The sequence below is a fragment of the Agromyces badenianii genome (assembly GCF_003070885.1).
In the GTDB taxonomy this organism is placed as follows: domain Bacteria; phylum Actinomycetota; class Actinomycetes; order Actinomycetales; family Microbacteriaceae; genus Agromyces; species Agromyces badenianii.
The window spans coordinates 379,296-400,446 of record NZ_CP028913.1 but is presented as its reverse complement, the minus strand read 5'-3'; the positions used below and the strand labels follow the sequence as shown (position 1 = coordinate 400,446).

At 71.1% G+C, this 21,151-nt stretch carries 20 protein-coding genes; 3 read left to right on the top strand and 17 right to left on the bottom strand.

Translation table 11 applies throughout. The annotated features are described in order from the left end of the window. Positions 1–5 precede the first annotated feature (5 nt). Positions 6–1,472 carry a GH1 family beta-glucosidase gene (locus DCE93_RS01875; RefSeq protein WP_244284214.1) on the bottom strand — a complete coding sequence of 489 codons (1,467 nt, stop codon included), beginning with the start codon at positions 1,470–1,472 and terminating at the stop codon, positions 6–8. 111 nt (positions 1,473–1,583) lie between these two features. Here DCE93_RS01875 and DCE93_RS01870 point away from each other — a divergent pair, with 111 nt between their 5' ends. Together DCE93_RS01870 and DCE93_RS01865 are read left to right on the top strand one after the other, a co-directional pair. Further along, a complete protein-coding gene (locus DCE93_RS01870; RefSeq protein ID WP_108594395.1) occupies positions 1,584–1,778 on the top strand; it encodes a DUF1918 domain-containing protein in 195 nt (64 codons plus the stop codon). 113 nt (positions 1,779–1,891) lie between these two features. Further along, positions 1,892–2,662, top strand: coding sequence for an SGNH/GDSL hydrolase family protein (locus DCE93_RS01865; protein ID WP_108594394.1), 771 nt, complete (start codon positions 1,892–1,894; stop codon positions 2,660–2,662). A 65-nt stretch (positions 2,663–2,727) separates the two neighbouring features. On the opposite strand, the gene DCE93_RS01860 is transcribed toward DCE93_RS01865, so the two are convergent. From DCE93_RS01860 to DCE93_RS01785, 16 genes are all read right to left on the bottom strand, one after another. Continuing rightward, positions 2,728–3,225 carry an FBP domain-containing protein gene (locus DCE93_RS01860; protein ID WP_108594393.1) on the bottom strand — a complete coding sequence of 166 codons (498 nt, stop codon included), beginning with the start codon at positions 3,223–3,225 and terminating at the stop codon, positions 2,728–2,730. Between the two features lie 35 nt (positions 3,226–3,260). Continuing rightward, positions 3,261–4,136, bottom strand: a complete 876-nt coding sequence (locus DCE93_RS01855) for a hypothetical protein (protein WP_146184915.1) — start codon at positions 4,134–4,136, stop codon at positions 3,261–3,263. Between the two features lie 16 nt (positions 4,137–4,152). Continuing rightward, on the bottom strand, positions 4,153–5,067 hold the full coding sequence (locus tag DCE93_RS01850) for a bile acid:sodium symporter family protein (RefSeq protein ID WP_244284213.1): 915 nt from the start codon (positions 5,065–5,067) through the stop codon (positions 4,153–4,155). A gap of 61 nt (positions 5,068–5,128) precedes the next feature. Continuing rightward, positions 5,129–5,998, bottom strand: coding sequence for a hypothetical protein (locus tag DCE93_RS01845; protein ID WP_108594390.1), 870 nt, complete (start codon positions 5,996–5,998; stop codon positions 5,129–5,131). 87 nt (positions 5,999–6,085) lie between these two features. Further along, the gene (locus tag DCE93_RS01840) at positions 6,086–7,546 is read right to left on the bottom strand and encodes an aminotransferase class V-fold PLP-dependent enzyme (RefSeq protein ID WP_205647452.1); all 1,461 of its coding nucleotides are present in this window, start codon (positions 7,544–7,546) and stop codon (positions 6,086–6,088) included. Between the two features lie 122 nt (positions 7,547–7,668). Continuing rightward, the gene (locus tag DCE93_RS01835) at positions 7,669–8,343 is read right to left on the bottom strand and encodes an alkylhydroperoxidase domain protein (RefSeq protein ID WP_108594389.1); all 675 of its coding nucleotides are present in this window, start codon (positions 8,341–8,343) and stop codon (positions 7,669–7,671) included. Continuing rightward, on the bottom strand, positions 8,340–8,936 hold the full coding sequence (locus tag DCE93_RS01830) for a CMD domain protein (protein ID WP_108594388.1): 597 nt from the start codon (positions 8,934–8,936) through the stop codon (positions 8,340–8,342). Before DCE93_RS01830 ends, DCE93_RS01835 begins: the two co-directional genes overlap by 4 nt. An 80-nt stretch (positions 8,937–9,016) precedes the next feature. Beyond that, positions 9,017–10,045: a putative FMN-dependent luciferase-like monooxygenase gene (locus DCE93_RS01825; RefSeq protein ID WP_108594387.1), complete on the bottom strand. Its 1,029-nt coding sequence runs from the start codon at positions 10,043–10,045 to the stop codon at positions 9,017–9,019. Then, the gene (locus DCE93_RS01820) at positions 10,042–11,694 is read right to left on the bottom strand and encodes a dipeptide ABC transporter ATP-binding protein (protein ID WP_108594386.1); all 1,653 of its coding nucleotides are present in this window, start codon (positions 11,692–11,694) and stop codon (positions 10,042–10,044) included. Before DCE93_RS01820 ends, DCE93_RS01825 begins: the two co-directional genes overlap by 4 nt. Further along, positions 11,691–12,626, bottom strand: coding sequence for an ABC transporter permease (locus tag DCE93_RS01815; RefSeq protein WP_108594385.1), 936 nt, complete (start codon positions 12,624–12,626; stop codon positions 11,691–11,693). The genes DCE93_RS01820 and DCE93_RS01815 overlap by 4 nt, the downstream gene beginning before the upstream one ends. Then, positions 12,623–13,561, bottom strand: a complete 939-nt coding sequence (locus tag DCE93_RS01810) for an ABC transporter permease (RefSeq protein WP_108594384.1) — start codon at positions 13,559–13,561, stop codon at positions 12,623–12,625. The genes DCE93_RS01815 and DCE93_RS01810 overlap by 4 nt, the downstream gene beginning before the upstream one ends. A 115-nt stretch (positions 13,562–13,676) precedes the next feature. Further along, positions 13,677–15,320 (bottom strand): TIGR04028 family ABC transporter substrate-binding protein, encoded by a 1,644-nt coding sequence (locus DCE93_RS01805; RefSeq protein WP_108594383.1) that lies wholly within the window; start codon positions 15,318–15,320, stop codon positions 13,677–13,679. Between the two features lie 65 nt (positions 15,321–15,385). After that, positions 15,386–16,840 (bottom strand): NtaA/DmoA family FMN-dependent monooxygenase, encoded by a 1,455-nt coding sequence (locus DCE93_RS01800; RefSeq protein WP_108594382.1) that lies wholly within the window; start codon positions 16,838–16,840, stop codon positions 15,386–15,388. A 142-nt stretch (positions 16,841–16,982) separates the two neighbouring features. Next, entirely contained in the window at positions 16,983–18,083 is a 1,101-nt protein-coding gene (locus DCE93_RS01795) for a fatty acid desaturase family protein (RefSeq protein ID WP_108594381.1), read from the bottom strand. A gap of 139 nt (positions 18,084–18,222) precedes the next feature. Beyond that, entirely contained in the window at positions 18,223–18,687 is a 465-nt protein-coding gene (locus tag DCE93_RS01790) for a MarR family winged helix-turn-helix transcriptional regulator (protein WP_108594380.1), read from the bottom strand. Continuing rightward, a complete protein-coding gene (locus DCE93_RS01785) occupies positions 18,687–19,307 on the bottom strand; it encodes a DJ-1/PfpI family protein (protein ID WP_108594379.1) in 621 nt (206 codons plus the stop codon). The genes DCE93_RS01790 and DCE93_RS01785 overlap by 1 nt, the downstream gene beginning before the upstream one ends. A 225-nt stretch (positions 19,308–19,532) precedes the next feature. Here DCE93_RS01785 and DCE93_RS01780 point away from each other — a divergent pair, with 225 nt between their 5' ends. Further along, complete coding sequence (locus DCE93_RS01780) at positions 19,533–21,122, top strand: stealth family protein (protein ID WP_108594378.1); 1,590 nt, start codon at positions 19,533–19,535, stop codon at positions 21,120–21,122. The last annotated feature ends 29 nt before the right edge of the window (positions 21,123–21,151 follow it).

The window sequence follows — 21,151 nt, the reverse complement described above, 5'->3', positions numbered from 1 at the left end:
GGGCGTCAGCTCAGACCGCGGGCCCCCGCGATGAACTCCCGGTACCAGGCGTACGAGTCCTTCGGCACGCGCTCCCCCGAGTCGAAGTCGACGTGCACGAGCCCGAACCGCTGCGTGTAGCCCTCGGCCCACTCGAAGTTGTCGAGCAGCGACCAGAGGTAGTAGCCGCGCACGTCGGCGCCGAGCTCGATCGCCCGGCGCACCGCGGCGATGTGCTCCTCGAGGTAGGCGATGCGCCGGGCGTCGTGCACTTCGCCGCCCACGACCTCGTCGGGGAACGACGCCCCGTTCTCGGTGATCACGATGGGCGGCAGGCGCTCGCCGTAGTCCTCGCCGAGCGACACGAGCAGCTCGGTGAACGCCGCCGGCACGATCGGCCAGTCGAAGCCCGTCGTCGGCACGCCCTCGAAGTCGACGGGCTCGAACGGCAGGCCGGCGGCGGCGAACTCCGAGCCGGCGGATGCCGCGGCGACGCGCGTCGGGTTGTAGAAGTTGACCCCGTAGAAGTCGAGCGGGGCGCCGATCACGTCGAGGTCGCCCGCTTCGAGGCCGGGCATCGCGTCGAGCCCGAATCCCGAGAGGTCGGGGTAGGCGCCGGCGAGCACGGGGCCTGCGAAGATGCGGTTGACCACGAGGTCGAAGGCGCCCGCGGCCAGGCGGTCCTCCGGGGCATCCGTCGCCGGCACGACCAGGGTGTGGTTGTTCGTGATGCCGACCTCGCCGGCGCCGCGCGCCCGGATCGCGGCGACGGCGAGCCCGTGCGCGAGCAGCTGGTGATGCGCGGTGGGAAGCGCGCCCAGCATGAGGGCGCGGCCGGGCGCCTGGGTGCCGAGCGCATAGCCCTGCAGGGTCGTCATGGCGGGCTCGTTCAGGGTGATCCAGCGGCCGACGCGATCGCCGAGCCGGTCGACCACGAGCGCCGCGTAGTCGGCGAAGCGCGACGCGGTGTCGCGGTTCAGCCAGCCGCCCGCGTCTTCGAGCTGCTGCGGGAGGTCCCAGTGGTAGAGCGTCGGCACGGGAGCGATTCCCGCGGCGAGCAGCGCGTCGACGAGACGTTCGTAGGCGTCGAGGCCGGCCTCGTTCGCCGGCCCGGTGCCGCCCGGCTGCACTCGCGGCCAGGCGATCGAGAAGCGGTAGTCGTCGGCGCCGAGCCCGGCGAGCAGTGCCACGTCGTCGCGGTAGCGCCGGTAGCTGTCGGCCGCGAGTTCGGCGTTCGCCCCGTCGAGCACGAGGCCGGGCGTGCGCGTGAAGACGTCCCAGATCGACTCGCCGCGGCCATCGGCGCTCGTCGAGCCCTCGATCTGGAACGCCGCGGTCGCCGCACCCCAGCGGAATCCCCGCGGGAACGGCGCCGGTTCGGCCGAGTGATGGGGGGTGGCGGCATCGCCCATGAGAACCTCGCTGTTCGTCGGCAACTCGCGGTGAGCGGATGCCGCGGCATCCGATCGTCCAAAGTGGGACGTTTGACCCACTCGGCCACCATAGCCGCCGACGACGGCCGTGGGAAGCGCCGCGCGCCCGTCTGCGAGGCCTACCGCCCGCCTCGGCACCGGCGTACGCTGGAAGAACCGGAGGAGGACGCGATGCATGCAACCGTCGGAGAACACCTCATCATCCATGGCAAGCAGGTCGGCCAGGCCACGCGCCGCGGCGAGATCCTCGAGGTGCGCGGTGAAGACGGCGGCCCGCCCTATCTCGTGCGATTCGACGACGGGCACGAGACCCTGCTCTATCCCGGTGCCGACTGCGTGCTCGAGCACCAGCAGCACGCCGGCTGACTCCGGCATCCGACCGCGTGCAGCACGCCGGCTGACTCCGGCATCCGACCGCGTGTGCGGCATCGCCGGTGCGGGCCGGTCCCGTGTTCCGCACGTGGCGCTACCGTGGACGCATGTTCCATTCCTACGCGGCGATCGGCGACAGCTTCACTGAGGGCGTCGGCGACGAGTTGCCGAACGGATCGGTGCGCGGCTGGGCCGACTTCGTCGCACTCGGCCTCGCCGCGGCGGCGCGCGAGCCGGTCAGGTACGCCAATCTCGCGATCCGCGGCCGCAAGCTCGGGCCGATCATCGACGAGCAACTCGATCGCGCCATCGCCCTGCGCCCCGACCTCCTGAGCTTCAACGGCGGCGGCAACGACATGCTCCGCCCCCGCATGGACGAACAGGTCACGGCCTCGCGCTTCCGCGACGCGATCGAGCGCATCCGCGCCGCGGGCATCCACGTGCTCATGCTGAGCGGTGCGAATCCGACCGAGCACCTGCCGATGGGCAAGCTGTTCGACGCCCGCGGCGCGCGCCTCACCGCAGCGCTCGTCGACCTCGCCGAGGTCCCCGGCGTCACTTTCGTCGACAACTTCAACGATCGCGGACTCCGCGACATCCGCTACTGGTCGCCCGACAAGCTGCACCTGAACGCCCTCGGCCACGCGCGGGTCGCGAGCAATGTGCTGACGGGCCTCGGCGTGCCCGTGCCCGCCGAGTGGGGCGTCGACGAGGTCGCCGCGGCACCGACCGGCCCGAGGAGCCGCAACACCGCGGCCTACTACCGCGAGTTCGTGCTGCCGTGGATCGGGCGGCGACTCACCGGCCGTTCATCGGGCGACGGGCGCTCGGCGAAGCGTCCGACCCTCGATCCGGTGGCTCCGGATGCCGCGGCCTGACGCCTGATCCATCGGCGCCGACGCCGATGGTCGCCCAGCCCGGCGGGCTCCGCTTCGGCGCACGCTCAGCGCACCCCGAGCACGTCGGCCACGAACGCCCTCGTGCGGCGGGCCAGACCCTCGATGCGCTCGAGTTCCTGCGCACTCGGCTGCACCTCCGACGGCGCGGGCGGGCGGCCGAGCCGCACCGTCTCCTGGCAGGCGAGGTCGGCGCAGATGTAGGTGCCGACGCTGTCGCCGCGTTCGCCCGCGACACCCGCGCGTCGCGCCGAGAACAGCTCGACCTGGTCGCCGGGCTGCTGCGTGTGGCAGAGGTTGCAGATGGCGGCGCGGTGGTGCGAGCCCGTGCGGTCGGAAGCCCGGAGCACCACCCCGGCCGGTGCGCCCTCGAGCTCGGTGACGAGGTAGCCGCGCGAGGGGATGCGCGGGTCGCGCCACGCGAACGCATCGAGCGGGGCCCACTCGGTGAGGAAGAACCGCACCGGGAGCGAGAGCTGCTCGAGCTCGCCGGGGTGCGCGTTCCCGAGCGACGAGACGATGTCGTTCTCGACCAGCGGCTGCATGCCTCCCCTTCCGTGCGTGCCTCCCAGTCTACGAATCACTGCAGCAAGTGCTCGCGGGGCACCGGGCGGTGATACTCGGCCGTGCCGTAGCGCCGTGCAACAGGCTCGACACGCCAATCGACGCCGACCGAGCCCGGGCCCCAGCTCACAATGACGACGTCGCCGCGTTGCACGTCGGGCGGCCTCGCCCCGCCTCGGATCTCGTCGGCGGGGATGCGCCGCTCGAGGCCGTGCTCCCGGAAGGCCTCGAGCGATACGCACGTGCTGACCCAATCGAAGAAGAACTCGCGCCGCGAGAGCATGCAGACGCGCTCGTTGCGCCGTAGCACCCAGAACTCGTGGCCGACGGCGGTGCCGACGGCGCGGAGCCCACTGCGTTCGACCTCGTTCAGCCGCACTCCGACGACGACCTCCTCGGCGAGCTCCTGCTCCTCGGCGCTCTGGGCTCGCTCGAAGATCCCGAGGCCGCCGGGCGGCGAGAGCACGGCCCGCACGGGCGTGAGCACCGCCCACCCACCCGCCAGGAGGAGGAGCGCGGCGACGGCCACCGCGAGTCCGCTGAAGCGCCGCGCTCGGCGACGGTCGGATCGAGCCTCCGCCACCTCGGGGCGAGCGCGCGAGTCGTCGACCGAACGGGCCCTCGCCGGGTCGGGCGAGGATTCACCGACCGAGCCGTCGGGCGAGCCGTCCGACGAGTTCGAGGCCGCGCGGCCCGAGTCCACCGCGCGGCCCGAGTGCTCGCCTCCGGCGCGACCCGCGAGCGCCCGCTGCACCTCGGCCAGCTCGTCGACGACGGCGGCGGGCGGCTCACCCGACGAGCCGTAGACGATGCGCTGCAGTTCGTCCCGACGACGTTCCAGCTCGTTCTCGCTCGCCATCTCCCGCCCCACGACGTCGGCGGCGGAGCGCATCCCGCCGCCGCGCGGCTCAGTCCCCGGGTGCTCGCCCGCCCGATCGCGTCGCGGGTACCGCCGCGGTCGCGGCATCCGCTCGATCGCGCGCCGTGCCCCGCCCTCTGATCAGGAAGCCGAACCCGAGTGCCACGAAGAACATGAGCACGCCGTAGACCGCGGCGGGCAGGCTCATCTCGACGCTGCCGACGACGGTTTGCGCGATCACGATCGCGAGCGTCGCGTTGTGGATGCCGATCTCGAACGAGCTCGCGATCGACTGGGCGGGGCCGACCCGCACCATCCGCGGCACGACGTAGCCGACGGAGAGACTCAGCAGGCAGAAGAGCACCGTGATGCCGGCGAGGCTGCCGGCGTGCTCGAGGAGCAGGCCCAGGTTCGACACGATCGCACCCGCGATGACGACCACGAGGATCACGACGGAAGCGATGCGCACGGGCTTGTCCATGCGGTCGGCGAAGCCGGGCCGCGCCCAGCGCACGAGCATGCCGGCGACGACCGGCAGCAGCACGATCACGAACACCTCGACGGTCTTCGCCGGCTGCAGGCCGAGGGTGTCGTCGCCCGGCAGGAAGTAGCCGATCGCGAGGTTCGTGATGAGCGGCAGCGTGACGACGGCGAGCACCGAGTTGATCGCGGTGAGCGAGATGTTCAGGGCGACGTCGCCGCGGAAGAGGTGGCTGTAGAGGTTCGCGGTCGTGCCGCCGGGCGACGCCGCCAGCAGCATCATGCCGACGGCGAGCACGGGCGGCAGACGGAAGAGCAGCACGAGGGCGAGGCATACCGCGGGCAGCACCACCAGCTGGCAGAGCAGTGCGACGATCACCGCCTTGGGATGCTTCGCCACGCGCGCGAAGTCGCCGGGCGTGAGCGAGAGGCCGAGTCCGAACATGATGATGCCGAGGGCGACGGGCAATCCGATGGTGGTCAACGCTGATCCCATGCGCTCAGTGTGCCGCAAAGCGGGCGGCGTGGGTACTGCGGATTCTCCCCTACGAGCCGTTCGGGCCGGCGCCGGGCCCGACCGTCGACCACTCCTCGTAAGTCATCGGCACCGATCCGCCATCGGCGGAGGCGGGCACCCACACCCAGACGCCGTCGACCGCTGCGCGCGACGCGGGCACGATCGACCACTCGACCTCGGCGGATCCGTTGGTCCAGGTCAACTCGACGGCGCTCGAGTAGTCGAGGCCCGCGGGTCGCGCCTGACCGCTGAACTCGTCGTAGGTGATGAACTGGCTGATGCCCGAGCGCATGAACTTCGTCTCGCTGACGCAGTTCGCGCCCCAACTGCTCCAGGGCCGTCGTTGCGCGATCATGCAGACATCGCGGCCGTCGCGGAAGACCCACACGTCGTGCCCGACGGCACGGCCGATGTTCCGGAAGGTCGCGACGGCTTCCCTGCCGAGCGCCGCAACGAACGCACGCGGGGCCGCATCGACGTCGTCGTCGGCGCGTTCGAACACCTCGAGTCCCCGTGGCGGTTCGCCGGCGCCCGACCACGGATCGAGCGCCACGGCGAGGCCGCCGCCGACCGCGACGGCCACGGCCGCCCCGAGGATCGCGACCACGGGACGCGCGAACCACGGCCGTCCTCGTCGCGGCCTCGACAGGCCAGTGCCGGCGACGACCCCGTCATCGACCCCGCCCGCCGCAGCCCGATCGCCCTCAGTCGACCCGGCCGCGCTCTCCTGCATCGCTCGGAGTTGCGCGAGCTGCTCGAGTTGCTCGAGTTGCTCGAGCCGCCGCTCGACGTCGGCCAGTTCGGCCACGGCGTTCGACTCGTGGCCACCGGGCGCACCGTAGACGATGCGCCGCAACTCGTCGCGGCGGGCAGTCAGAGGTGCATGGTCGTGATCCATCGACGGCTCCGCCTTCAACGGTACGCCGCACCGCCCCGACCCGCACGTCGTGACGCGAACGGGCGACGACATGCGCCGCCTTCGGCGTCAGTCGCCGAAGTGCGGCCGAGGCCGGTCGTCGACGCGCGGGCACCAGCCGCCGTGCGAACGCTCGTAGGCGTGCGCCGGACCGTCGGCGACGAGCGAGGCGAGCGCGTCGAGGAATCGGTCGACGTCGTCGGCCGAACTGCCTGCGCCGAGGCTCGCGCGCAGTCCGTTGGAGCGCGACGCCGCGCGTTCGAAGAAGGGGTGCGCGCAGAATCGGCCGGCGCGCACCGAGATGCCGTGCTCCGCGCCGAGGGCCGCGGCGAGGAGGCCCACCGAACCGCGCTCGAGTTCGATCGTGGCGATCGCGAGGCGGTCGCCGAGCCCTGCGTCGTCTGAGCCGGTGAGCCCCGCCGCCGTGTCGGCGAAGCTGCGGATGACCCGCACGCCCGGCTGGGCGGCGAGTCCTTCGTGCAGGCGCACGGTGAGCGCGTGCTCGTGGTCACGGCGCGCGTCGTCGCCGAGCCGCTCGAGTTCGGCGAGCGCGCGGGCCAGCGCAACGATGCCGACGACGTTCGGGGTGCCCGCCTCATGGCGTTCGACACCGCGCTTCCAATCGACGCCGTCGATGCGCACCGTGTCGACGGCTCCGCCGCCGGCGAGGTACGCGGGGGCGGAATCGAGCCAGTCGGCGCGACCGACGAGTGCTCCGGCCCCGTACGGCGCGTACGCCTTGTGACCCGAGAACGCGAGGTAGTCGATGCCGGATGCCACGAGGTCGACGCGACGGTGCGGAAGCAGTTGCGCGGCGTCGACCGCGATGCGTGCGCCGCGGGCATGCGCGATGCCGGCGAGCAATCCGATCGGCAGCACCTCGCCGGTGACGTTCGATGCGCCGGTCACCGACAGCAGTGCTGCGGGCCGCCGAGCGAGCTCGGCGTCGAGGGCGTCGAGCGTGCCGGCGATCGTCGCCTGCGCCTCGACGACCCGGCGCGAGTGCCACGGCAGCAGGTTGGCGTGGTGCTCGAGGTCAAGCACCACCGTGTCGCCCGGCACCGCGCCGGCGAGCAGGTTCAGCGCATCGGTCGTGTTGCGGGTGAAGACGACGAGGTCGTCGTCTCGGGCGCCGACGTGCCGCGCGACCACGAGCCGGGCGTCCTCCACGAGCGAGGTCGACACCTGCGACGGGTACCCCGTTCCGCGATGCACGCTCGCGTAGTACGGCAGCACCCGGGCCACGTGCGCCGCCACGACGTCGAACGCCGGGGCGGAGGCTGCGATGTCGAGGTTCACGTGCCGCGCGAGCCCGCCGCCGAGCACGGGAACCTCGAGGCCGGCATCGGCGAGCGCGGCGAGGGGGCCGGGGCCCGCACTGCGTGCGGACCCCGGCACATCACTCACGTCGACCTCGATCGCGACGTCATTCTGCGCCGCAGCGGGCAGCGCGTCGAGCACTTCGGACACCGTCTGGACGCGGCGAGCGCCCAGACGGGTCGCCGTCGCGCGCTGCTCGCTGACGATCACGGATGCTCCTCGGTTGCCGGTGGTTGGCGACGAGGCTACGGTTCGCGGGGCACCCCGCTCAACCGTCGCCCGCCGCACTGAGTCACACCGCGACGCATTACGACACACGGCCTCCGCGGTGCCTACTCGCCGGGCGGGTTGTCGGGCTGGCCGATCGAGAGCATGAGCCGGTTCGCCCAGTTGAAGAACGCCGCCGAGTGGATGACGTCGGAGACCGCCTGCTCGTCGAAGCCCGCTGCTCGCAGCGCGTCGAGGTGCCGCGTCTCGAGTCGCGACGGCGTCGCTGCGAGGGCGACGGACGCATCGATGATGGCGCGCCACGCGGCATCCTGCACCGCGTCGATGCCGTCGTCGAGCAGGCGCTGCACGTCGTCATGACGCTTCGAGTGGTGCGTCGCGAAGCGCGCGTGCACCGATGCGCAGAAGATGCAGCCGTTGAAGCGGCTCGTGGCGGCTGCAGCGAGCTCGCGCTCGGCGCGGGGCAGGCCGTCGTTCGCGTTGTAGAAGATGTCCTTGTCGGTGAGCGTGCGCGCCCTCAGGATGTCGGGGTCGCGCACGAGCAGCCGGAAGTAGTCGCTCTTGGCACGCCCGCGGTCGACGAGCCCCTCGTACTGACGCTCGGTGAGCGTCGCCTCTTCCGCCGGCTCGAGCCACGGCAGCCAGCCGATCTCGGCCTGCGTGAAAGCCAGGGGCACGGATGCCTCGGGGTGGCTGAGGATGCCGGCGGCAGCGGGCGCCGGGGCACCCGCCGTGCACGTGGTGGCCGCCTCGGCCCGGTCGATCGTCTGTTCGGTCATGCTGCGTCCTCCGTGTCGAGCAGGCGGAGCCCGGCCGCGACGCGCAGTTGGAACGCGAGGAACGACACGAGCTGGGAGAGGGTGACGATGCCGTCGGTCGACCAGCCCGCGGCGCCCAGCGCGGTGAGCGCCGCGACCGAGGACTCCCGCGGGCGGAAGACGAGCAGGTGTGCGTGCTCGAGCGATGCTGCGGTTCGCTCGCCCAAGATCTCGCGGGCGTGATCGTCGACGGCGAAGCGGAGCCCCGCGACGCTCTCGCCGACGAGGGGTCCCTCGGCCGGGTACTCGCCATAGGGCCCTTCGGTGCGACCGGCCTCGGCGAGCTCGGTGACGGCGCGCTCGAGCGCCTCGCCGCCGGACTCGCGGGTGAGGGCGGCGTAGTGGGCGGCGGCCACCTCGTCGTCGTGCAGGATCGCGACGAACTGGGCGACGGCCGCACGTTCGGCGAGCGTCGCGCTCGCCGCTTCGATGTTCTCGAACAGGGCGTGGTAGCTCGCCTGCGCGTTGTCACGCGTGGCGGGTCGGTGCCGGCGCAGTGCGTCGACGGTCCCGCCCGGTGTCACCCCCGCGAGCCGGTCGATGATGTCGGTCATGATGGTCGTCCTTTCGAGGTCGTGCGTTTGGTCGTGCGTTCGGTCGTGCGGTCTGGTGGTGGCTCTGCTGGCGGTCGGGTTCAGGCGGCGTCGGCGGAGACGCGGCTTCCCCATCCGAGCGCGGGGGCGACCTCGCTCGCGATGAGCTCGATCGAGCGGAGCACGAGCTCATGCGGCGGGTCCACCGAGTGCACCTGGAACGCCACCTCGGTCGCCTGCGCGGCGACGGTGTCGGCGGCGAGCGATTCGATGACCTCCTCGACGGTGCCCACGTGCGCGTCGTACGAGGCGATGAGTTCGTCGAGCGTGTCGCCGATCGGCGGCTGCCCGGCGCGCGCGAACATCACCGCGGCCCGCCTGATCCCGAGCTCCGCGTGGCGACGCGCCTCATCGCGGGAGTCGGCGACGAAGAGGGTGCGCGAGGCGAGGATGCGCGGGGTCGCTCCGTGCGGCAGCGCCTCGAGATAGGCGTCGACGATCGGCTGCTGCAGCTCCGCGATCGATGCGCGCCGCCCGGGCCCGCCAGGCGCGGCCGCCGGCCTCGGCTGCGTGCGCGAGAGCATCAGGCCGTGACCGGCACGCCCGGCGCGGGCACCGCCCGAGGCCGAGAACGTGGCCTGCCAGACATGGCCGAGCAGGTCGCGGCCCGAAGGGTGCAGACGGTTCGCCTCGTCGGCGAGCGCGCCGCCGGCGAACGCTGCCACGAGGGCGTCGAGCTTCTCGGCGAACACCTCGGAGCGATCCTCGAAGCGCTCGCCGAACGCGAGGAACGACGCGGGCGTCGAGCCCGAGCCGACGCCGAGTTCGGCCCGCCCGCCCGAGAGCAGGTCGAGCACGACCGCGTCCTCGGCGACGCGCACGGGGTCTTCGAGCGGCAGCGTCACCACGGCGGTGCCGAGCCGGATCCGCGTGGTCGCCGCTGCCGCGTGCGCGAGGAACACGAACGGCGAGGGCAGCCCGCCCTCCGCGGCGTGGAAGTGATGCTGCGCGACCCAGGCCGAGTCGAAGCCGTGGCGCTCGGCGGCGACGATCTGCTCGGTCGCGATGCGGTATCGCTCGGCGGGACCGGCGTCGTCGAGCAGCCTGGTGAAGAATCCGATCCGGGTCATGCGATGGCCTTTCCTGTGGGTGCTGCTCTTCGGGGAACCGCATCGAGCAGTTCCCGGGTGTAGTCGTGCTGCGGTGCCCGGAAGACCCGCTCCGTCGGCCCGGTCTCGACGATGCGGCCGCGGCGCATCACCGACACCGAGTGGCTGAGGCGGGCGACGACCGAGAGGTCGTGCGAGATGAAGAGGTAGCTGAGGCCGAGTTCGCCCTGCAGCTCCTCGAGCAGCTCGAGGATGCGCGCCTGCACGGTGACGTCGAGCGCCGACACGGCCTCGTCGAGGATGACGAGCTCGGGTTCGAGGGCGAGGGCGCGCGCGATCGCCACGCGCTGACGCTGCCCGCCCGACAGCTCCGACGGGCGGCGCGAAGCGACTCCCTCGGGCAGCGCGACCCGGTCGATGAGCCGTCGAGCGGATTCCGCCCGCGAACGTCGGTCGCCGACGCCGAAGTTGCGCAGCGGCTCGGCGATGATCTCCTCGACCGACTGACGCGGGTCGAGCGAGGCGAACGGGTTCTGGTAGACGAGCTGCACCCGGCGCCGGAACGCGCGCTTGGCCGCCCCCGCGAGCGCGGTCACGGACTCGCCGCCGAGCCTGACGTCACCCGAGTCGGGCGTCACGAATCGCGCGATGATGCGCGCGGTCGTCGTCTTGCCCGAGCCCGACTCCCCCACGATCGCGTGCGTGGTTCCGCGCAGCACGTTGAACGACACCTCGTCGACGGCTCGGAACGGCTCACGGCCGCGGCCGAGCGAGTACTCCTTCACGAGCCCGGATGCCTCGAGCACGAAGGGGTTCTCGGCCGCCGCGACGCTCGCGTCGCGAAGGTACAGCGGTGGGCGGGGGTGGCGGAACGCGTGCTCGGCGAGCCCCGGGGCATCCGCCAGCAACTGCTTCGTGTACTCCTGCGCGGGAGCGTCGAGCACCGCCCCGGTCTCTCCGTGCTCGACGACTCGGCCGTTCTGCATGACGACGACGCGCTCGGCGCGCTCGGCCGCCACGCCGAGGTCGTGGGTGACGAACAGCACCGCCGTGCCGTGCTCGCTGCGCAGCTCGTCGATCAGGTCGAGGATGCGCCGCTGCACGGTCACGTCGAGGGCGCTCGTGGGCTCGTCGGCGATCACGAGCTCGGGCTCGAGGGCCACGGCGCCCGCGATGAGCACGCGCTGCCGCATGCCGCCCGAGAGTTCATGGGGGTACTGCCTCGCGCGGAGCGCCGGGTCGTCGAGGCCGACGCGCTCGAGCAGTTCGAGCACGCGGCCGCGGTGGTCGCGGCGGTCGCCGCGACGGTGGATGCGGAACGCGTCGGCGAGCTGCACGCCGATGGGGCGCACCGGGTTCAGCGACGACACCGGGTCCTGCGGGATGTAGCCGATGCGGGCGCCGCGCACGCTCTGCAGTCGCCGGTCGTTCCATCCCGAGATGTCGGTGCCCGAGAGCCGGATGGCTCCGGATTCGATGCGTCCGCCACCCGGCAGCAGCCCGAGCACGGCGCTCGAAGTGGTCGTCTTGCCTGAACCGGACTCGCCGACGAGGGCGACGACCTCGCCCGGGAGCACGTCGAACGAGACGTCGTGCACGACGCGGCGAGGCCCGTCCGAGGTGCGGTAGGCGACGTCGAGGTGCTCGATCGCGAGCAGCGGTGCGCTCATCGGTTCCTCCCGAGTCCGTGACTGATGCGGTTGGCCGAGAGCACGACGGCGACGACCACGAGCCCCGGCAGCACGGTGAGCCACCACGAGGTCGCGACGTAGTTGCGGCCCTCGGCGATGAGCAGACCCCATTCGGGCGTCGGCGGCGGTGCGCCGTAGCCGAGGAAGCCGAGCGTCGAGATCGCGAGGATCGCTGCGCCGAACTGCAGGGCGGCGAGCCCGATGACGGCGGTGAGCGAGTTGGGCAGCACGTGCCGGAACAGCACGGTGTGCAGCCTCGCACCCGAACCGAACGCGGCCTCGACGTAGTCGCTCTGCCGCACTCGCACCACTTCGGAGCGGGAGAGGCGGGCGAACGCCGCGATCGAGCCGACGCCGACGGCGATCGCCGCGGTCACGGTGCCGAAGCCGAGCAGGATGATGATCGAGAGCGCGAGCAGCAGGCCGGGGATGGACAGCAGCACGTCGACGACGCGCATGACGATCGCATCGATCACGCCGCCGAGCGAGCCCGCGAGCACCCCGAGCAGGGTGCCGCCGACGAGGCCGACCGTCACCGCGACGAATGCGCCCGACAGTGAGTTCACCGCGCCGTAGACCACGCGGGTGAAGAGGTCGCGGCCGATCGCGTCGGTTCCGAAGAGGTGCGCGAGACTCGGCGCCTGCAGCTTCTCGGCCGGAACGCCGCTGATCGGGTTCTGTCCGGTGAAGAGCCACGGCACGATCGCCCACGCGATCACGACGGCGATGACGAGCCAGGCGAGCACGAGCCCGGCACGGATGCCGCGGAGCCGGTGCCCGGCCGCCGGTCGAGGCACGTCCGTCGCCGTCGCCCCCGCCGGTCGAGGAGCGTCCGACGAACGAGGACGAGTCGCGAGACCCTTCGCCTTCCTGACGATCGCGCTGCCGACCAGTTCGCTGTCGACGCTCATGCCGCCACCGCCTTCCGCTTCAGTCTCGGGTCGAGCACGGGATAGACGAGGTCGACGACGAGGTTCACGACGACGAACACGACCGCGGCGAGGATCACGATGGCCTGCAGCACCGCGACATCCTGATTCGTGACCGCCTGCTCGGTCAGGCGACCGACGCCCGCCCGACCGAAGACGGTCTCGGTGACCACGGCGCCGCCGATGAGCTCGCCGATCAGGACGCCCGCGATCGTGATCGTCGGCAGCAGGGCGTTGCGCGCGACATCCCGCCACAGCACTCGCGCCGGACCGGCGCCCTTGGCTCGCACGACTGCGACGAACGGCGACAGCTGCACGTCGTCGATCGAGCGGGCGAGCACCTGCGCGAGCGGCGCCGAGATCGGGATCGCGAGCGTCAGCACCGGCAGGATGAGCGCCTGCACGGGGTCGGCCCCGATGACCGGCACGAGGTTCAACTGGAAGGAGAAGACCTGGATCAGCACGATGCCGAGCCAGAAGACCGGCACCGAGACGAACACGCCGGGCAGCGAACGGAGCGCCTGCCGCAGCCACGCGAACGGCGCGAGCGTCGAGAGGAACGCGAGCGCGACGGCGAGGAGCACCGCGACGAGGAAGCCGAGCCCCGCGAGCGCGAGTGTCTCGGGCAGCGCTGCGCCGAGCAGCTCGTGCACCGGCGTGCCGTACTGCACGGAGTACCCGAAGTCGCCGACGAGGAAGCCCGAGACCGTGTGCAGGTACTGCTGCCAGAGCGGCACGTCCGCGCCGTAGCTCGCCCTGATGTCGTCGATCTCTTCCGGCGACAGCCCGAGCTCGGGGCTTTCGAACTTGATCAGGACCGCGTCGCCGGGCAGTGCCTGCAACAGCACGAACGTCACGGTGAAGGCGAGGACGAGCACGACGAGCGCTTGCCCGACGCGGCGTGCGAGGTACGGCATGGGCATGCTCCTTTCGAGGTGTCGGTCGTGTTCGAGGTGTCGGTCGTGTTCGAGATGCCGGTCGTGGAACCGCTGGTCGAGGAGCGGCGGAGCCGCTCCTCGACCGGCGCGTGCGCTACTTCTTCTGCTTCTCGACCCAGGTGTCGTAGAACAGCGGGCGCGCGACGGCCTCGGTCGTGAAGCCGTGCACGTACGGCGCGGCGCCGTAGACCTGCGGCTCCTCGAAGAGCGGAATCACGTAGGCCTGCTCGGTGAGGTAGTCCTGCACGGCGGCGGAGGCCTTGTCGCGCTCGGCGGCGTCGGGCTCGGATGCCACGGCGGTCAGCAGCTCGTCGAGCTTCGCGTCGTTCGAGAGCAGCGTGTTGCGGTTCTTCGTGAAGTACTGGCTCTTGATCACGTCGTGGTCGGCGCGTCCGACCATCGAGTGGTACAGCGCGGTCTTCAGCGGGTCGAGGGTGTCGGTGGCGTAGCTGCCGGCGTCGCCGGCCTTGACGTTCAGTTCGACGCCGATCTTCGCCAGCTGCTGGCTGACGAGCTCGAGGGTCTGCTTCGAGAGCGGCTGCGGCTTCGCCTCGTAGACGGTGAGCGAGAGCCGCTCGCCGTCCTTCTCGCGGATGCCGTCGGCGCCGACTGCCCAGCCGGCCTCGTCGAGCAGTTCCTCCGAGAGCTCGGGGTCGAAGGCGAGTGCCTTCGACTCGTCCTTGTAGCCGGCGGCCGTCGAGGCGAGCTGCGAGGTCGCGACCGGGTAGTTCTCGGTGAAGATCGTGTCGACGACCTCTTGTGCGTCGACACCGTGCACGAGCGCCTGACGCACCCGCACGTCGCTCAGCAGCGGGTTCGTGAATCGCAGGCCGAGCGAGTTGTTCACACCACGCGTCGGGGCGGCCACGATCTCGAAGCCGGCGCTGGCGACCTGCGCCTCGTCGAAGGCCTGCACGTAGCGGATCACGTCGGCCTGGCCGGCGAGCAGCGAGCCGATGCGCACGCTGTCTTCGGGCGTCACGACGATGTCGATCGCGTCGAGGTAGGCGCGACCCTGGTGTTCGAACGACGGCGGTGCCCAGTCGTAGTCCTCACGTGCCTCGAGGTGCAGCGAGGTGCCGATCTCCTCTTCGGTGACGACGAAGGGGCCGGCGCCGATGATCTCGGCCGACGCGCCGGCGCCGAACTCCTCGAGCTTGCGGTCGAGGGTCGCGGGCGAGAGGAGGCCCGAGTTGATGGTCGAGGTGGCCTGCAGGAAGCCGGGGGCGGGTGCCGAGAATCGGAACGTCACGGTGTCGTCGTCGACGACCTCGCTCGAAGCGTAGTTGTTGATCGCCTCGGAGATCGTGAGGCCGAGCTCCTTGTTGCCGAGGCCGTAGGTGTCGAAGTTCTTCGCGACCGCCGCGGCGTCGACGACCGTGCCGTCGGAGAAGGTCACGTCGTCGCGCAGCTCGAAGGTGTACTCCGTGGCATCCTCGTTGACCGTCCACTCGGTCGCGACCCACGGCTCGATCTCGAGGGACTCCGGGTCCTGCCAGGTCAGGCGGGCCGTGATGGAGTTCACGATGCCGCCGTTGGGGTAGAAGCCGGCCTGCGGCGGGTAGAGGGTCGTGTGCGCCTGGTACTCGAGGTAGGTGAGCGTGCCGCCCTCGACGGGGTCGCCGCCTTCTGCGGTCTGCGTCGTGCCCGACTGTGCGGCGCACGATGCGAGCAGTGCGACGGCGGCGAGCGCGGCGGTGCCTGCTGCGGCGAGGCGTCGGATGCGTGGGGTGGACATCTGGTGGTCTTCCTTCGGTCAGGGATGGGATCGTGCAGAGCCCTTGGCAGGCTGTTGGGTTGAAGTTACGGATGCCGCGGGGCGGTCTCAACCGCGCCGCGACCCGCACGGTCACGCGGTGACGCGCCCTGCAACGCAGCGTCACCGGGCGTCACGTGCACGTTGCCGGGGCGGCCGAGACCGAGGTGATCGCGCAGCGTCTCGCCCTCGTACTCGGTGGGGAAGACGCCGCGTCGCTGCAGTTCGGGAACGACCTGGAGCGCGAACGCCTCGAACTGCTGCGGCTGCACGGCGGAGAGCACGTTGAACCCGTCGACGGCGCCGGCATCGCCCCACGCCTCGAACTCGGCGGCGATGTCGTCGGCGGTGCCGACGACCATCGAGGCGTTCACCGACGCCGCGACGACGAGGTGGCGCAGCGTCGGCGGACGGTCGCCGCCGGGGCTGCGACCCGTGCGCTCGGCGACGATCTCGACGAGCTCCTGCCCGGGCGCGTTGAACTGGGCGACGAGCTCGGTGGTCACGGACCGGTCGGGCGACAGCTCGGCGAGGTCGACCCCGACGAGGGCCGAGAGCTGGGCGATCGAGCGGTTCGCGGGAAAGGCGGAGGGGGGCCCGCCCGGCCAGTCCTCCGCGATCTGCACGAGCTCGCTGAGCTCGTCGGCGATCGATTGGGCGTGTTCGCGGGTCTCCCCGACGATCGGCAGCACCGGAGCGATCACCTTCAGGGTGCGGTCATCGCGACCCGACTCGAACGCGAGCGAGCGCAGCTCCTCGCGGATCCCGACGGCGTGTTCGAGACCGCCGACCGCGACGAGTGCGAGGTCGGCGCTCTGCGCGGCGAAGAGCCGCGAACGCGGCGAGGTGCCGGCGTGCACGATCGGCAGGTGCCCCTGCACCGGGCGCGCGACGTTCAGCGGACCGGTCACGCTCAGGTGCTCGCCGTGGAAGTCGGTGGCGTGCAGCTTCTGCGGGTCGAGGTACGCGCCGCTCGCGGCATCCGCAACGAATGCATCGTCTTCGAACGAGTCCCAGAGACGCCGCAGCACGATCTCGAACTCGACGGCGCGGTCGTACCGCGCCTCGTTCGCGGCGTGGAAGTCGAGCCCGTGGTTGCCCGCGGCGCGCGGCTCGGCCCCGGTCACGAGGTTCAGGCCCGCCCGCCCGCCGGAGAGCAGGTCGATCGACGCCGTCGACCGGGCGAGCGTGTAGGGGTCGGCGTAGCTCGTGTTCGCGGTGGCGATGAGGCCGATGCGCGAGGTGATGCCCGAGAGGTAGGTGATCGCCGAGATCGGGTCGATGCGTGCGACGAGGTACGGGTCGCGGAACTCGAGGTCGTGCCCGGTCGCGAGCCAGTCGCCGAAGAAGAGGTAGTCGAGGCGGGCGGCCTCGGCGACCTGGGCGGTACGCCGGAGCACCGCAGCGTCCCTGCGGGGGTCGCGGTGCGCGCCGGGATACCGCCACCCCGAAGGGTAGGCGCCGATGGCCCTGACCATTGCGCCGATGATGAGTCGTGTCATGTTCGACCTCCTGGCCCCGACGCTAGGGAGGTCGAACGGATGTGGCGAGGGCCTCCGTCACACGAGGGAACCGGCCGTCACACGAGGGAACCGACCGTCACACGCGTCAACCGAGGGTCACACGGCGTCATTGCCCGCGACGTCAGATGCTCGAACGCGCCGACACGAGCGGACACTCGAACGGGTCTCGCTCACCGAGCCCGACGCGATTGATGTAGTCGAAGACGATGGCGTACGAACGCCACAGGCTCGTCTGCGTGTACGGCACGTCATGGTCGCGAAGGTATTCGGCGATGAGCGGCGCCGCGAGACGGAGATGGGGCCGCGGCATCGACGGGAAGAGGTGGTGCTCGATCTGGTAGTTCAGTCCGCCCATCGCGAAGTCGAGCACGCGGTTTCCCCGGATGTTGCGGCTCATGAGCGCTTGACGTCGAAGGAAGTCGAGCTTCATGCCCTTCGGCACGAGCGGCATGCCCTTGTGGTTCGGTGCGAACGACATGCCCATGTAGAGGCCGAACAGCCCGAGCTGGACGGCCAGGAAGACCACCGCCTTGTCGGGCGAGAGCACGATGAACACGAGGGCGAGGTAGCCGATCACCCGAACGGTGAGGAAGGCGATCTCGACGGGCCGTCGCGCCACGTGCTCGCGGGCGAACACCCGGTGCACGCTCGACGCGTGCAACGAGAGCCCCTCGAGCAGCAGGATCGGGAAGAAGAACGCACCCTGGTGCGCGATCACCCACCGGAAGAACGCCGCACGCTCGCGGGTCGCCTGCTCCGGCGTGAACGCGACGACCGGCAGGTCGATGTCGGGATCGACGCCGATCTGGTTGGGGTTGGCGTGATGCCTGGTGTGCTTGTGCTGCCACCAGCCGTAGCTCATGCCGACGAAGAGGTCGCCGAGCACGAGGCTGATCCAGTCGTTCCAGCGCCCCGACCGGAAGATCTGGCGGTGCGCGGCGTCGTGGCCGAGGAACGCCGTCTGGGTGAAGAGGAAGGCGAAGGCGACCGCGGTGAACATCTGCCACCAGGTGTCGCCGATCCACACGAAGAGTGCGATGGCGCCGCCGATGGCGACGGGCACGGCGATGAGCTTGGTCCAGTAGTAGCCGTAGCGACGACGCATCAGGCCCGCGGACTTCACGAGACGTGCGAGATCGGTGAAGTCGCTGTTGGACGACCCCGCGCGATCTCCCTGAGGAGGTGTGATGCGAATCGACGTCGGCGTCGGCTCGGGGGTCATGATCGTCCCTGCCCGCTCCGCGATGGTCGGGAGCGAATGCGAGGCGGCAAGACCGCCCGCATGCCATCACTGTACGCGCATCCGCCTTCGATGTGAGGAAAACTCTGGAAAAACCCGAACGCCACCCCCCGCCCGGGCATCAGTCGACGAGGTCGCGAACCCGACGCGAAGCGTCGACGACGCGGCGCAGCGTTTCACGGGCCGCACGCAACTCCTCGGCGCCGACCGCATCGCCGACCGCATCGGCCCACGCGTGCTGGGCGGCGGCGCTTCGCTTCACGGCAGCGCGGCCCTCGACCGTCGGCCGCAGCAACTTCGCCCTGCGGTGCCGCGGATTCTCGGCGTACTCGGCCCATCCGCGCTCGACGAGCAGGTCGGCGGTGCGCTGCACGCTCTGCCTGGCGAGCCCGAGGCCGACCCGTCGCGCGATCTCGGCCACGGGAAGCCCCTCGTCGAGCGTGGCGCCGAGCACCTGCCATTGCGCCGGAGTGAGACCGGCAGGTCCCGCGATGTCGCGGGCGGCGTCGAGGAACTCGCCGTTGAGCTCGAACACCGGCAGCACGAGGGCGGTGAGGGCGTCGCCCGCCGGGGTGCGAGCGGGCATCACACGCCTCCGACGAGCGCATCGTAGTAGCGGCGCTCACCCGTCGTGTAGAGGCCGTACCACGCGTCGATCACCGGTGCCGGCATGGCGTCGAGCGCTTCGAAGACCGCCCTGGCGAAGTCGACCGGCGCGGTCGCCCCCGCGGTGATCACGGCGCCGTCGACGACCGCCCGCTCATCGGAGTAGTGCTCGACCCCCGTGTATCCGACCGCCTGCTGGAGGAAGTCGGGTGCATTGCTCGTGTGCCGCCGCTCGTCGAGCAGACCCGCCCGGGCGAGTCCCAGCGTGCCGCCGCAGATCGCAGCGACGGGCGTGCCGGCCTCGACGAGGCGTGCTGCGAGGGCGAGCACCGGCTCGTGCCCCTCGGCCCAGGTGTCGGCGCCGGGCAGCACCAGCAGTGCGATCCGCTCGGGATCGAGTTCGGCGATGGCGGCGTCGGGGCGGAGATTGAGCCCGCCCATGGTGCGAACCTCGGCAGTGGTCTCGCCCGCGCAGACGAGCGGGAACGCACCCCCGGTCATGCCCAGCCCGGCGACGACGTAACCGTATTCCCAGTCGGCCATGGTGTCGGTCGCATAGAGCACCACGAGGCGATCGTTCCGGTCGGTGTTTGTCAGCATGCTGTCATTTTCGCCTATTGACAGTGTGCTGTCAAGAGCGATCGTCGGTCTGGCCGTGCGGGTGTCGATGCTGCGTAGAATCAGAGCACCGCGCAATTCGCGCACTTCCGCCCAACCCCTGGAGGCCACCGCTTCGTGACGAGACCCGACCGCGATCGAACCCTTGACCGGCACCAGCACGATGGACATGCGTTCGCGAGGAGGGAAGCGTCGCCCACGCCGCCGATGCGGCTGGCGGATGCCTCGGAGCTCGTGCTCGTGGCGTCCGCGAACCGTGCATCCCGGTTCGACCGCGACGACCTCGTGCTGCGCAAGGGCGAGTACGCGCTGCGCAACGGTCACATGACCCCGCAGGAGTCGATGGTCGAAGACCTGCTCGCCGTGGGCGGCGCCCTCGATGCCGCCGAGATCCCGTTCCTGCTCGTGCGCGGTAACGACGACCGGCCCGTCATCGCCGTCGAACGCGCCGAGCGCAAGGCGGTCGCACGGGCCTTCGCCCACGCCTTCGCCGACGAGCCGTTCTATGCGGCGACGCTCTCCCCACGACAGGCCGCCCACACCCACCCCGTGCTGCTCGCCGACGGCCGGCTCTCGGCCGGGCGAAAGCCGACGGTGCTTCGCATCTACCGCCCGCGCGTCGAACCGATCGGGCGACTCCGCTATGGCAGCGGCACCGCCGTGCAGCTCGAGTTCTGGCGATTCGGCGACGACACGATCGAGGCGCCGCTCGAGAACGCCCTGATGCGCCGCACACTGCCGCGCTCCGAGACCACCGACGACGTGGTGCACCTGTACGGTCGCGACTGGCCGACGCTCGAGCACATGTTCGAGCCGCTCGCCAGCGATGTCGACTTCGACATCGACATGGTCTTCTCCTGGGTCGACGGCTCGAGCGACGAGTTCATCCGCGAGCGTGCGAAGCGCATGCAGAGCTACGTCGTCGGCGAGGGCGACGACTCCGAGGCCCGATACCGGCAGATCGACGAGCTGAAGTACGCGCTGCGCTCCGTGCACCTCTTCGCCCCGTGGGTGCGACGCATATTCATCGCGACCGACTCGCCCGCGCCCGCCTGGCTCGCCAAGCACCCGAAGGTCACGATCGTCCGCAGCCACGAGATGTTCGCCGACACCTCGGTGCTGCCGACGCACAACTCGCACGCCGTCGAGAGCCAGCTGCACCACATCGAGGGCCTCGCCGAGCACTTCCTCTACTCGAACGACGACATGTTCTTCGGCCGTCCGGTGAGCCCGTCGCTCTTCTTCTCCCCCGGCGGCATCACGAAGTTCGTCGAGGCCGCGACGCGCATCGGGCTGGGCTCGACGCATCCCGGCCGCAGCGGGTTCGAGAACGCCGCGCGGGTCAACCGGGCGCTCTTGCGCGACCGGTTCGGCAAGGTCACGACCCGGCACCTCGAGCACTGCGCCGCACCACTGCGCAAGAGCGTCATGGCCGAGCTCGAGGCCGCCTTCCCCGAGGAGTTCCGGCGCACCGCCGCGAGCCGCTTCCGCTCGGCCACCGACATCTCGGTGACGAACTCGCTGTACCACTACTACTCGCTGCTCGCCGGGCACGCCGTCGTGCAGACCGATGCCCGCGTGAAGTACGTCGAGACCACGCTCAGGCAGTCGCTTCCCGCGATGAAGCAGCTCCTGAAGCGCCGCGACCACGACATGTTCTGCCTGAACGACGGGAGCTTCCCCGAGATCTCGGTCGAGGAGCGCACGGGGGCGGTGATCGACTTCCTCGAGCGCTACCTCCCGTTCCCGGCGCCGTGGGAGAAGCAGGCGGCCGACGCGGCGGAGCTCACCGCCTGACGGCCTCCGCGACCAACACGACGCCCGCC